General features: G+C 70.2%; 14 protein-coding genes. 9 read left to right on the top strand and 5 right to left on the bottom strand.

All coding sequences use genetic code 11. The features are described from left to right. Window positions 1–40 precede the first annotated feature (40 nt). Complete coding sequence (locus tag AC2H6A_RS04045; RefSeq protein ID WP_484271852.1) at window positions 41–826, top strand: SDR family oxidoreductase; 786 nt, start codon at window positions 41–43, stop codon at window positions 824–826. A gap of 60 nt (window positions 827–886) precedes the next feature. Here AC2H6A_RS04045 and AC2H6A_RS04050 read toward each other — a convergent pair whose 3' ends face one another. From AC2H6A_RS04050 to AC2H6A_RS04060, 3 genes are read right to left on the bottom strand one after another with little or no spacing between them, the layout of a single operon-like run. Next, complete coding sequence (locus AC2H6A_RS04050; RefSeq protein ID WP_484271853.1) at window positions 887–2,182, bottom strand: DUF3422 family protein; 1,296 nt, start codon at window positions 2,180–2,182, stop codon at window positions 887–889. Window positions 2,183–2,207: 25 nt separating this feature from the next. Next, window positions 2,208–2,870 carry a CoA transferase subunit B gene (locus tag AC2H6A_RS04055; RefSeq protein WP_484271854.1) on the bottom strand — a complete coding sequence of 221 codons (663 nt, stop codon included), beginning with the start codon at window positions 2,868–2,870 and terminating at the stop codon, window positions 2,208–2,210. 16 nt (window positions 2,871–2,886) lie between these two features. Next, window positions 2,887–3,585, bottom strand: coding sequence for a CoA transferase subunit A (locus tag AC2H6A_RS04060; RefSeq protein ID WP_484271855.1), 699 nt, complete (start codon window positions 3,583–3,585; stop codon window positions 2,887–2,889). A 155-nt stretch (window positions 3,586–3,740) separates the two neighbouring features. Here AC2H6A_RS04060 and AC2H6A_RS04065 point away from each other — a divergent pair, with 155 nt between their 5' ends. The 5 genes from AC2H6A_RS04065 (at window position 3,741) to ftsB (ending at window position 8,385) form a co-directional block, all read left to right on the top strand. Beyond that, window positions 3,741–5,414, top strand: a complete 1,674-nt coding sequence (locus tag AC2H6A_RS04065) for a CTP synthase (protein ID WP_484271856.1) — start codon at window positions 3,741–3,743, stop codon at window positions 5,412–5,414. Beyond that, window positions 5,411–6,283: a 3-deoxy-8-phosphooctulonate synthase gene (kdsA, locus tag AC2H6A_RS04070; protein ID WP_484271857.1), complete on the top strand. Its 873-nt coding sequence runs from the start codon at window positions 5,411–5,413 to the stop codon at window positions 6,281–6,283. Before AC2H6A_RS04065 ends, kdsA begins: the two co-directional genes overlap by 4 nt. Beyond that, the gene (locus AC2H6A_RS04075; protein ID WP_484271858.1) at window positions 6,268–6,558 is read left to right on the top strand and encodes a DUF1330 domain-containing protein; all 291 of its coding nucleotides are present in this window, start codon (window positions 6,268–6,270) and stop codon (window positions 6,556–6,558) included. The genes kdsA and AC2H6A_RS04075 overlap by 16 nt, the downstream gene beginning before the upstream one ends. 61 nt (window positions 6,559–6,619) lie before the next feature. Further along, window positions 6,620–7,903 (top strand): phosphopyruvate hydratase, encoded by a 1,284-nt coding sequence (eno, locus tag AC2H6A_RS04080; protein ID WP_484271859.1) that lies wholly within the window; start codon window positions 6,620–6,622, stop codon window positions 7,901–7,903. A gap of 83 nt (window positions 7,904–7,986) precedes the next feature. Beyond that, window positions 7,987–8,385 (top strand): cell division protein FtsB, encoded by a 399-nt coding sequence (gene ftsB / locus AC2H6A_RS04085; RefSeq protein WP_484271860.1) that lies wholly within the window; start codon window positions 7,987–7,989, stop codon window positions 8,383–8,385. 26 nt (window positions 8,386–8,411) lie between these two features. On the opposite strand, the gene hslO is transcribed toward ftsB, so the two are convergent. Beyond that, window positions 8,412–9,329: an Hsp33 family molecular chaperone HslO gene (gene hslO, locus AC2H6A_RS04090; protein WP_484271861.1), complete on the bottom strand. Its 918-nt coding sequence runs from the start codon at window positions 9,327–9,329 to the stop codon at window positions 8,412–8,414. A gap of 11 nt (window positions 9,330–9,340) precedes the next feature. Beyond that, window positions 9,341–9,865 (bottom strand): gamma carbonic anhydrase family protein, encoded by a 525-nt coding sequence (locus AC2H6A_RS04095; RefSeq protein WP_484271862.1) that lies wholly within the window; start codon window positions 9,863–9,865, stop codon window positions 9,341–9,343. A gap of 198 nt (window positions 9,866–10,063) precedes the next feature. Here AC2H6A_RS04095 and AC2H6A_RS04100 point away from each other — a divergent pair, with 198 nt between their 5' ends. The 3 genes from AC2H6A_RS04100 to AC2H6A_RS04110 all read left to right on the top strand — a co-directional run. Beyond that, window positions 10,064–10,999 (top strand): alpha/beta fold hydrolase, encoded by a 936-nt coding sequence (locus tag AC2H6A_RS04100; protein ID WP_484271863.1) that lies wholly within the window; start codon window positions 10,064–10,066, stop codon window positions 10,997–10,999. Then, complete coding sequence (locus tag AC2H6A_RS04105; RefSeq protein WP_484271864.1) at window positions 10,996–11,859, top strand: 3',5'-nucleoside bisphosphate phosphatase; 864 nt, start codon at window positions 10,996–10,998, stop codon at window positions 11,857–11,859. Before AC2H6A_RS04100 ends, AC2H6A_RS04105 begins: the two co-directional genes overlap by 4 nt. A gap of 12 nt (window positions 11,860–11,871) precedes the next feature. Further along, a partial coding sequence (locus AC2H6A_RS04110; RefSeq protein ID WP_484271865.1) for a Sua5/YciO/YrdC/YwlC family protein occupies window positions 11,872–12,272 on the top strand: 401 nt, incomplete at its 3' end.

A 12,272-nucleotide genomic window follows, 5' to 3' on the forward strand; every position in this document is an offset into this window, starting at 1 on the left:
GGCCATTCCCGCCTTCATCGACCCCACCGGTCTGCCTGCCATGCCCACCACCTTCGATCTCTCCGGCAAGACCGCCCTGGTCACCGGCGCCTCCAGCGGCCTGGGCGCGCGCTTCGCCCGCGTGCTCGCCGCCAATGGCGCGCAGGTGATCCTCGCCTCGCGGCGCGTCGAGCGACTGAAGGAGCTGCGCGCCGAGATCGAATCCGAGGGCGGCGCCGCGCATGTGGTGGCCATGGATGTCACCAGTCTCGCCAGCGTGCAGGCCGCGGTCGCGCAGGCGCAGGCCGAGGTCGGTCCGATCGATGTGCTGGTCAACAACTCCGGCGTGAGCAACACCCGCAAGCTGCTCGATGTGTCCGAGGAAGACTACGACTTCATCTTCGACACCAACACCCGCGGCGCGTTCTTCGTGGCCCAGACCGTTGCCCGCGGCATGGTCGAGCGCGCCCGCGCCACGCCGCCCGATCGCGACCCGCCGCAGGCCCGCATCATCAACATCGCCTCGATGGCCGGCCTGAAGGTGCTCTCGCAGATCGGCGTCTACTGCATGAGCAAGGCCGCGGTGGTGCAGATGACCAAGGCCATGGCGCTCGAGTGGGGCCGTTTCGGCATCAATGTGAATGCGATCTGCCCGGGCTACATCGTCACCGAGCTCAACGAGTCCCACTGGGAGACCGAGGGCGGCCGCAAGCTGGTGCAGATGCTGCCGCGCAAGCGCCTGGGGCAGCCCGAAGACCTCGATGGCCTGGTGCTGCTGCTCGCTTCGGAGCGCTCGGGCTTCGTGAATGGCGCGATCATCGCCGCCGACGACGGCTTCTCGCTCTGAGGCGGCGCCCGCGCCGGGGCGCTGCTCACCGGCGCCTCGGGCGGTCGCCCGGTGGCCCGTTCAGGGCTCGAGTTCGTCGTCGCTGTTCTGGCGGCGCATGATCGCCTGACGCATGCGCCGCAGCGCCAGCGCCACCGCCACCCCGATCGGCAGCACCGCGATGCCGCTGGCGGTCTCGGGGTCGATCGCCAGACCGGCGCTGGCGGCCCCCTTGGCCACATAGCCGAACAGGCCCACCGCGTAGTAGGTGATGGCGGCCACCGACAGGCCTTCCACCGTCTCCTGCAGACGCAGCTGCAGGCGCGCCCGCCGGTTCATGGCGGCGAGCATGGCCTGGTTCTGCGCTTCGCGCTCGATCTCGACCCGGGTGCGCAGCAGACTGCTCGCGCGCGACACGCGCTGCGCCGCGACCTCGATCCGGTTGCCCACGCTCTCGCACAGGGCCATCGCCGGCCCGAAGCGCCGGTCGAGGAAGCCGGTGAGGGTCTGCACGCCGCTCAGGTGCCGCTCGCGCAGCTCGCTGCCGCGCTGGCGCACCAGCGCGTGGTAGGCGCGCCCGGCCGAGAAGCGGAAGCTCGACTCGCCCGACAGCCGCTCGATCATGGCGGCCAGGTGGGTGACCTCGCCGAGCAGCTGCGGTTCGTCGGAGGGGCTGGCAGTCTCGAGGCGTTCGCCGAGCTCGGTGAGCTGGCGTTCGATGGTGTCGAGCTCGCCGGCCACCGCGCGGGCGATCGGGAACGCGAGCATGGCCATCATGCGGTACATCTCGATGTCGAGCAGGCGCTGCACCTCGCGGCCGGTGTGCGCCGGGCTGGTGTTGACGTCGAGCATGAGGAACCGGGTGTAGCCCTGCGCGTCGAGCTGAAGGTCGGTGAAGACCAGCGCGCTGGCATCGGCCACCATCGCGGCGATCAGGCTGTCGCCGTCGAAGGCGAGCGGCGGCGGCAGCCGCTGGGAATCATCGGTGGCAGGTCCGAGCACGGTGACATGCGCGGCGGCGATGCACTCGCCGGGCAGCGAGGCCACCCAGCCCTCGGGCAGGGCGTCGAGCGCGGGCTGCGCGAACGGGTTGGCGGCGTCGGCGCCGGCGCGATAGACCGTGTAGTCATCGAACTCGCCGTGCCGTTCCCACTTCAGCCGGAAGGCGCCGAAGTCGCCGAAGAAATGCCCCTGGCTGGCCGTGGGCTCGGGCAGCCGGTAGTCGCGGCACAGGTCGCGCAGCCGCTCCAGCGGGTCGGGCCCGCCGGCGTTGCGCAGCAGCGCGAACATCGAGACCCGATGCGGGCCGTGGAGCGGCGGCCGCGGCCGCGCGTGCAGCTCGTTGTGCAGCAGCAGCCGCTGCGGGTGGGTCTTCATGGCGCGGGCGGTGCGCCGCCGCCGCTCAGGCCGCCGCCCGGGCAGCGGAGGTGTCGAGCGGACAGCCGGTGCGTGACACCACCTCGGCCACGCTCACCTCGGGCGCAAGCTCGATCAGCCTGAGCCCTGCGGGGGTGACCTCGATCACGCCGAGGTCGGTGATGATCAGGTTGACCACGCCCAGACCGGTCAGCGGCAGATTGCACTCGGGCAGGATCTTGAGGTCTTCACCGCCATCCTTGCGACGCGCGGTGTGCTCCATCAGGACGATGACGCGGCCCACGCCCGCCACCAGGTCCATGGCGCCGCCCATGCCCTTGACCATCTTGCCGGGGATCATCCAGTTGGCGAGGTCGCCCTTCTGGCTCACCTGCATGGCACCGAGCACGGCGAGGTTGATCTTGCCGCCGCGGATCATGGCGAAGGAGTCGGCGCTCGAGAAGATCGACGAGCCGGGCAGGGTGGTGACGGTCTGCTTGCCGGCATTGATCAGGTCGGGGTCGACCTCGGCCTCGGTGGGGAACGGTCCGATGCCGAGCAGGCCGTTCTCGGACTGCAGCCAGACCTCCATGCCGGCGGGCACATGGTTGGCCACCAGCGTGGGCAGGCCGATGCCGAGGTTGACGTAGTAGCCGTCGCGCAGTTCCTGGGCCGCACGGGCGGCCATCTGGTCTCGGGTCCAGGGCATGAGGGTCTCCTGCGGTTCAGCCAGCGCGCACGGTGCGCTGCTCGATGCGCTTTTCGGGCGCGGGGTTGTGGACCAGCCGGTGCACATAGATGCCCGGCAGGTGGATGTGATCGGGGTCGAGCTCGCCGGTGGGCACGATCACCTCGGCCTCGGCGATGGTCATCCGCCCGGCCATGGCCACATTGGGATTGAAGTTGCGCGCGGTGCGCCGGAACACGAGGTTGCCGGCGTGATCGGCCTTCCAGGCCTTGACCAGCGAGACATCGGGCACCAGCGCGCGCTCCATCACGTAGGTGTGGCCGTCGAACTCGCGCAGTTCCTTGCCCTGCGCCACCACCGTGCCCACCCCGGTGCGGGTGAAGAAGGCCGGGATGCCGGCGCCGCCGGCGCGCAGCTTCTCGGCCAGGGTGCCCTGCGGGGTGAATTCGAGCTCGAGTTCGCCGGCGAGGTACTGGCGCTCGAATTCCTTGTTCTCGCCCACATACGACGCGATCATCTTGCGCACCTGCCGGGTGGCCAGCAGCATGCCCAGCCCGAAGCCATCGACGCCGGCGTTGTTGGAGATGCAGGTGAGGTTGCGCACCCCGCTGTCACGCAGCGCGGCGATCAGGGCCTCGGGGATGCCGCACAGGCCGAAGCCGCCGACCGCGATGGTCTGGCCATCGCGCACGACATCGGCCAGGGCGGCGGCGGCGCCGGAATGGAGCTTGCTCATCGGGGAATCCTTGCGGGCCGGGCGGCTTGCGCCGGCGGGTTCTCGGGTGGGGCTGACCTGGGAATTATAGCCGTCGATGCTGCGCTGCCGCGAAACCGCGGCTGCCGTGCCCCCCTCCCCGGGACGCTATACTTCCCGTTTACCGGCTGCCCCTCATGACCAAATTCGTCTTCGTCACCGGCGGTGTCGTCTCTTCGCTCGGCAAGGGGATCGCCGCCGCGTCGATGGCCGCGCTGCTCGAGTCCCGCGGCGTCCGGGTCACGCTGCTCAAGCTCGACCCCTACATCAACGTCGATCCGGGCACCATGAGCCCGTTCCAGCATGGCGAGGTCTTCGTCACCGCCGATGGCGCCGAGACCGACCTCGACCTCGGCCACTACGAGCGTTTCGTCAACGCCACCATGCGCCGCTGGAACAACTTCACCACCGGCCAGATCTACGACTCGGTCATCCGCAAGGAACGCCGTGGCGAGTACCTCGGCCGCACGGTGCAGGTCATTCCTCACATCACCAACGAGATCCAGGCCTTCATCGAGCGCGGTGCCGGCGTGGGCACGCCCGAGGCCGCCGAGGTGGCCATCGTCGAGATCGGCGGCACGGTGGGCGACATCGAGTCGCTGCCCTTCCTCGAGGCGGTGCGCCAGATGAGCCTGAAGCTCGGCCGCGGCAACTACTGCTTTGCGCATCTCACCCTGGTGCCGTTCATCGCCTCGGCCGGCGAGCTCAAGACCAAGCCCACCCAGCACTCGGTGCAGAAGCTGCGCGAGATCGGCATCCAGGCCGATCTGCTGCTGTGCCGCGCCGACCGCCGCATCCCCGACGACGAGCGCGCCAAGATCTCGCTGTTCTCCAATGTGCAACTGGACAGCGTGATCTCGGTCTGGGACGCCGACAGCATCTACAAGATCCCGCGCATGCTGCACGACCAGCAGGTCGATGACCTGCTCTGCGAGATCCTGCGCCTGGACCGCCCCCCGGCCGATCTCGCCCTCTGGGACCGGCTGGTGCACGACCTCGAGCATCCGCAGGGCGAGGTGCGCATCGCGATGGTCGGCAAGTACGTCGACCTCACCGAGTCGTACAAGTCGCTCACCGAGGCCCTGATCCATGCCGGCATCCACACCCACAGCCGGGTGCGGATCGACTACATCGACAGCGAGCAGATCGAGCGCGACGGGCCTCAGGCCCTGGCCGCTTTCGATGCCATCCTGGTGCCGGGCGGCTTCGGGCGGCGCGGGGTCGAGGGCAAGATCCGCGCGATCCGCTTCGCGCGCGAGAATCGCCTGCCCTACCTGGGCATCTGCCTGGGCATGCAGCTGGCGGTCATCGAGTTCGCCCGGCATGTCTGCGGTCTCGAGGGCGCCAACAGCACCGAGTTCGATCCCGACAGCCCGCATCCGGTGGTGGCGCTGATCACCGAGTGGCTCGACCGCGAGGGCCGCATCGAGCGTCGCGACAACGCTTCCGACATGGGCGGCACCATGCGCCTGGGTGCGCAGCGCTGCCCGGTCGATGCCGGCACCATCGCGCACACCATCTACGGCGACGCGGTCAACGAGCGCCACCGGCACCGCTACGAGGTCAACAACATCTATGTCCCGCAGCTGCTGCGCGCCGGCCTGCGGGTGTCGGCCCGCACGCCCACCGAGGGGCTCACCGAGATGATCGAGCTGCCCCTGCAGGGGCCGCTTGGCCATCCCTGGTTCGTGGGCGTGCAGTTCCACCCCGAATTCACCTCCACGCCCCGCGCCGGCCATCCGCTGTTCAGCGCCTTCGTGCGCGCGGCGCTGCAGAGGGCGGCCAGCCGTCCGGCGGCGGAGGCGTCTTGAGGCTCGCCGGCCTCGAGGTCGGGCTCGACCGCCCGCTCTTCCTGATCGCGGGCCCGTGCGTGATCGAATCGCGCGAGCTCGCCATGGAAACTGCCGGCCGTCTGCGCGAGATCACCGCCGCGCTGGGCATCGGCTTCATCTACAAGTCGTCCTTCGACAAGGCCAACCGCAGCTCCGGCGCCTCGTTCCGCGGGCCGGGCATGGCGCAGGGCCTGAAGATCCTGTCCGATGTGCGCGCGGCCATCGGCGTGCCAGTGCTCACCGATGTCCACGACGAGGCGCAGATCCCCGAGGTGGCTGCTGCGGTCGATGTCCTGCAGACCCCGGCCTTCCTGTGCCGGCAGACCGACTTCATCCGTGCGGTGGCCGCCAGCGGCCGGCCGGTGAACATCAAGAAGGGGCAGTTCCTCGCCCCGGGCGACATGGTCCATGTGGTGACCAAGGCGCGCGAGGCGGCCCGCGAGGCCGTCGGCCCGCAGGGTAATGCCGACACCATCATGGTCTGCGAGCGCGGCGCTTCCTTCGGCTACAACAACCTGGTGTCGGACATGCGTTCGCTCGCCATCCTGCGCCAGACCGGCTGCCCGGTGGTGTTCGATGCCACCCACTCGGTGCAGCTGCCGGGTGGCCAGGGCGCGTCCTCGGGCGGTCAGCGCGAGTTCGTGCCGGTGCTGGCGCGGGCCGCGGTGGCCGCCGGCGTGGCCGGACTGTTCATGGAAACCCATCCCGATCCCGCCCGGGCGCTCTCCGACGGGCCCAATGCCTGGCCGCTGCCCTGGCTGGCCGAACTGCTGTCCACCCTTGTCGAGCTCGATGCCGCGGTCAAGCGGGCGGGCTTTCCGGAGCATCGCCAATGGCCGCCTACCTGATCGCCGACGTCAAGGTCACCGACCCCGAGCAGTACAAGCAGTACCAGGCGCTCTCGCCCGGGGCCATCGCCGCCGCCGGCGGCGAGTTCGTGGTGCGGGGCGGGCGCCACGAGGTGCTCGAGGGCACCTGGACCCCGAATCGTATGGTGGTCGCCCGATTCCCCACCTTCGAGCAGGCCCGGGCCTTCTACGACTCCGCGCTCTACCTCGAGGCGCGCGCCCGTCGGGCCGGTGCCACCGAGTTCTTCAACATGGTCATCGTCGAGGGCGTCTGAGCCCTCCGCCGGCGCGCGTCGCCGTCCCGCATTCCCATCCGTCTCCTGAAGGACCCCAGCCATGAGTTCCATCGTCGACATCATCGGGCGCGAGGTGCTCGATTCCCGCGGCAATCCCACCGTCGAGTGCGACGTCCTTCTCGAATCCGGCGTGATGGGCCGCGCGGCCGTGCCCTCGGGCGCGTCCACCGGTTCGCGCGAGGCGATCGAGCTGCGCGACGGTGATCGTTCCCGCTACCTCGGCAAGGGTGTGCTGCAGGCGGTCGAGAACATCAACACCGAGATCTCCGAGGCCCTGATGGGTCTGGACGCCACCGAGCAGGCCTACATCGACCGCACCCTGATCGAGCTCGACGGCACCGAGAACAAGTCGCGCCTGGGCGCCAACGCCACGCTGGCGGTGTCGATGGCGGTGGCCAAGGCCGCGGCCGAGGAGTCTGGCCTGCAGCTCTACCGCTACTTCGGCGGCTCGGGCGCCATGGCGCTGCCGGTGCCCATGATGAATGTCATCAACGGCGGCGCCCACGCCAACAACTCCCTCGACCTGCAGGAGTTCATGATCATCCCGGTGGGGGCGCCGAGCTTTCGCGAGTCGGTGCGCCAGGGCGCCGAGGTGTTCCACGCGCTCAAGAAACTGCTGCACGACCGCGGCATGTCCACCGCGGTGGGCGACGAGGGTGGCTTTGCGCCCAGCGTCGAGAACCACGAGGCGGCCATCCAGATGATCCTGCAGGCGATCGAGGCTGCCGGCTACGAGCCGGGGCGTCAGATTGCGCTCGGCCTCGACTGCGCGGCCTCGGAGTTCTTCCGCGAGGGCCGCTACCACCTCGAGGGCGAGGGCCTGGTGCTGGCGCCCGCCGATTTCACCAACCTGCTCGCGTCCTGGTGCGACAAGTACCCGATCATCTCGATCGAGGACGGCATGGCCGAGAACGACTGGGATGGCTGGAAGCATCTCACCGACACCCTGGGCGAGAAGGTGCAGCTGGTGGGTGACGATCTCTTCGTCACCAACACCCGCATCCTGCAGCAGGGCATCGACGAGGGCATCGCCAACTCGATCCTGATCAAGATCAACCAGATCGGCACGCTCACCGAGACCTTTGCGGCCATCGAGCTCGCCAAGCGCTACAACTACACCGCCGTGGTCTCGCATCGTTCCGGCGAGACCGAGGATGTCACCATCGCCGACATCGCGGTGGCGACCAATGCGCTGCAGATCAAGACCGGCTCGCTCTCGCGCACCGATCGCATCGCCAAGTACAACCAGCTGCTGCGCATCGAGGAAGACCTCGGTGATGTCGCCAGCTATCCCGGCCGCACCGCGTTCTACAACCTGCGCTGAGGCACGGCGCGCCCTCGTCCGTCAACCCGTCCGCGCCTCGCGCGGCTGGCTGCGCGCGCTGAAGGGCGGCTACAATCCGCGACATGGCGTCCATTCCTGCTGCGCTCGCCTCACCGCACCCCCGGCGTGCGCTCGCGCTCGTGCTCGGCGCGCTGCTGCTGCTCATCCAGTATCCGCTGTGGCTGGGCAAGGGCGGCTGGCTGCGGGTCTGGGAACTCGATCGTCAGCACCAGACGCAGCTGCAGGGCAATCAGCGGCTGGTCGAACGCAACACCGCGCTCGAGAGCGAGGTCCGTGATCTGCGCCAGGGCATGCAGGCGGTCGAGGAGCGTGCCCGCTATGAGCTCGGCATGGTGCGCCCTGACGAGGTCTTCGTGCAGTTCAACGAGGTGGGCGGCGCATCGGGGGCGCCCTCGGCCCCGGCCGCGCCCGGGCGGCGCGCCGAGCCCGATCGCGTGAAGACCGCAGCCGCCGTCCGCTGAGACCCGGGTTCGCCTGCCGGGCCCTCCTACTGTGCCTGACCGGGCGCCGAATGCGGCTCGGCGCCCGTGAACAGGGCCGCGCAGTCTACTGCGTCAAAGCCGTAGCCCAGGTTGCAGAATTCGCAGCGCACGGCCACCGAGCCATGCTCGGTGATGATCGAGGCCACTTCGGCTTCGCCCAGCATGCGCAGCATCGAGGCCACCTTCTCACGGCTGCAGGTGCAGGCGAAACGGCAGGCGCGCTGATCGAAGCCGTGCAGCGGCTCCTGCCAGAACAGCCGGTGCAGCACCTGCCCCGCCGGCAGTTCCAGCAGCTCCGGCGAGCGCAGGGTGTCAGCCAGACGGCACAGCCGGTTCCAGCCATCGGCATCGCCCGGCGCGCTCCGGCCGCCTTCCTCGGGCAGCCGTTGCAGCAGCAGGCCGGTGGCGCGCGAGCCGTCGGCCGCCAGCCAGAGCCGGGTGGGCACCTGCTCGGAGCGGCCCATGTAGTGTTCGAGCACCTGCGCCACCGAATCGCCCTCGAAGGGGACGATGCCCTGGTAGGGCTGGCGCGAGGGGCTGCGGGTGCGGGGATCGAGCGTGACCACGAAGCGGCCACGACCCTGGGCATTGACCAGATCGGCCAGCCGCGCGTTCTCGGGCACCACCGCGCCCTCGCGGATCTTGACCGTGGCCCGGAATCCGCCGGTGGCATCGCACTCGACCACCAGCAGCGCCACCGGCCCGTCGCCATGGATCTGCAGCACCAGCATGCCGTCGAACTTCAGGCTGGCGGCCAGCAGCAGCGCCGCCGCCGAGAGCTCGCCCAGGCAGTCACGCACGCAGGCCGGCAGATCGTGGCGTTCGACCACCGCGCGCCAGGCGCTGTCGAGCGAGACGATCTCGCCGCGCACCGGCGCCCCGCGCAGCAGGAAGCGGTTCAGGCTGTCGGGCCCGGCATCCATGGCGGCGCGCCTCAGCCGATCCGCTTCAGGCGCTCGCGGAACAGGCGCGCGCGCTCGACATAGGACTTCGCGCCGCGCTGGAAGGCCTCGACATCGGCATCGGAGAGCTCGCGCATCACCTTGGCCGGGGCACCCACCAGCAGGCAGCGATCGGGGAATACCTTGCCCTCGGGCACCAGCGCACCCGCGCCGATCACGCACTCGCGCCCGATCTGCGCGCCGTTGAGCACCACCGCATGCAGGCCGACCAGCGAGCGTTCGCCGATGGTGCAGCCATGCAGCATGGCCAGGTGGCCGATGGTGACCGAGGGACCGACGGTGAGCGGACGGCCGGGGTCGGTGTGCAGCACCGCGCCGTCCTGCACATTGCTGCCTTCGCCGATGGAGATCAGGTCGTTGTCGCCGCGCAGCACCGCGCCGAACCAGACGCTGCTGCGCGCGGCAAGGCGGACGCGGCCGATCACGCTGGCGTTCTCGGCCACCCAGGCGTCGGGGTGGATGTCGGGGACGAGATCGTCGAGCTGGAAGATGGCCATGAGGCGCGGGCGGCGGCGGGCGCCGGATCGAGTGGAAGGGTGTTCAGTGTACGGGATGCCCGTGGGCGTGCCGCGGTGGCCGCCAGCCATGCCGATGACCCTGCGCCGGGCTGCGGTGGCGGCAGTTCCTATAATCGGGGGATGTCAGATACCCCGTCACACAGCGCCGCGGCCTCCGATCCGTCCAGCCCGCTACCCGTGCCACCGTACCTCGCGCGTCGTCCCAGCGAGTCGCGCTGGATCAGCGCCCGGGGGCTGCGCCATCATCTTCGGGTGTGGGAGCCCGACCCATCTCGGCCCTGTGCGGGCGATCTCTGGATGCTGCACGGCTGGATGGATGTTTCGGCTTCCTTCCAGTTCCTGGTCGATGCCCTGGTCGGCAACTGGCGGGTATTCGCCCCCGACTGGCGCGGCTTCGGCCTGAGCGAGCGCCCGGCGGCCGACTGCTACTGGTTCGCCGACTACTTCGCCGACCTCGAGGCCCTGCTCGACCAGGTGGTCGGCGATGCGCCGGTGGATCTGATCGCCCACAGCATGGGCGGCAACGTCGCCATGATCTACGCCGGCGTGCGTCCGCAGCGGGTGCGCCGGCTGATCAATCTCGAGGGCATCGGCCTGCAGGGCGTGCCGGCCGAGCAGGCACCCGATCGCTACGCGCAGTGGCTCGACGAGCTGCGTGCCGGGGCGCGCATGCGCGACTACGAAAGCCTGGCCGCCGTGGCGGCGCGCCTGATGCAGACCAACCCCGGCCTGTCCGCCGACAAGGCCGGCTTTCTTGCCCGGCACTGGTCCTGCCCCACGCCCCAGGGCCGCTACGAGATCCTGGGCGACCCCGCCCACAAGCACGTGAACCCGGTGATCTACCGGGTGGACGAGATCACCGCCTGCTGGCAGCGCATTGCGGCGCCGGTGCTGCTGATCCTGGCCGGCCTGGTCGAGCCCCGGCGAGCCTTCCTGCATGCCGAGCCCTTCCAGCGCCGGCTGCGCGCAGTGCGCTCGCTCAGCACGCACACCCTGGAGGGTGCCGGGCACATGGTCCACCATGACCGGCCCGAGGCGCTTGCTCCCCTGATCGAGACCTTCCTCGCCCGTCCCCTCGCGCCGACGGGCGCGGTCACCGGAGTCCGGGCATGAACCGTCGCGATCCCTGGCGGATCAACGCCGACCTTCACTGCCACTCCTCGGTGTCGGACGGCACGCTCGAGCCCGAGGCCCTGGCTGCACGGGCGCACGCCCAGGGCGTGGAGCTGTTCTCGCTCACCGATCACGACGAGCTCGGCGGCCAGGAGCGCGCGGCCCGGGCGGCGCGTGCGCTGGGCATGGCGTATGTGCCAGGCGTGGAGATCTCGGTGACCTGGGCCGGCGAGACCATCCATGTGGTGGGGCTCGGGGTCGATCCCACCGACCGTGCGCTGCTCGAGGGCATCGCCCGCACCCGTGACGGCCGCGAGGAGCGCGCCCGCGAGATGGCCGAGAGCCTGGCCGCGGCGGGCATTCCCGGCGCCTTCGAGGGGGCGCTGCGCTATGTCGGCAACCCCGAGCTGATTTCGCGCACGCACTTCGCGCGCCATCTGGTCGAGTCGGGCCGGTGCAGCGATGTCGGCGAGGTGTTCCAGCGCTACCTCACCGAGGGCAAGCCGGGTTTCGTGCCGCACCGATGGGCGAAGCTGCCGCAGGCGGTGGGCTGGATCACCGCTGCCGGCGGCACCGCGGTGCTGGCCCATCCCGGCCGCTACCGTCTGTCCGAGACCGCGCTGTGGGCGCTGATCGAGGAGTTCCGCGAGTCGGGCGGCACCGCCATGGAGGTGGTCTGCGGCAGCCACACCCGCGACCAGTATGGCCGCTTCGCCACCCTCGCGCGCGAATTCGGGCTGCGTGCCTCGCGCGGTTCCGACTTCCACGATCCCGTCGAGAGCCGGGTCGAGCTCGGCTCGCTGCCGCCGCTGCCCGATGCCGTGGTGCCGGTCTGGTACGACTGGCCGGTGGCGCGCTGACACGGCGCCGCCATGACCCAGCGCTTCGTCGTCCACGCCGAGTCGCCGCAGCCGCGTCTGCTGCGTCAGGCTGCGCTGCTGCTGGGCGAGGGCGCGGTCATCGCCGTGCCCACCGATGCCTGCTACGTGCTTGCCTGCGGGCTCGCGCACAAACCGGCGGTCGACCGGCTGCGCGCCCTGCGCGGGCTCGATGACCGGCACCTGCTCACCCTGATCTGCCGCGACCTCTCCGAGGTGGGCCTCTATGCCCAGGTGGACAACCGCCGCTACCGCTTCCTGCGGGAATGGACGCCAGGCCCCTATACCTTCGTGCTACCGGCCACGCGCGAGCTGCCGCGGCGGCTGTGGCACCCGTCTCGTCGCACCATCGGCCTGCGGGTGCCCGACCATCGCGTCACCCAGGCCCTGCTGGA

Source organism: Quisquiliibacterium sp. (assembly GCF_982640115.1).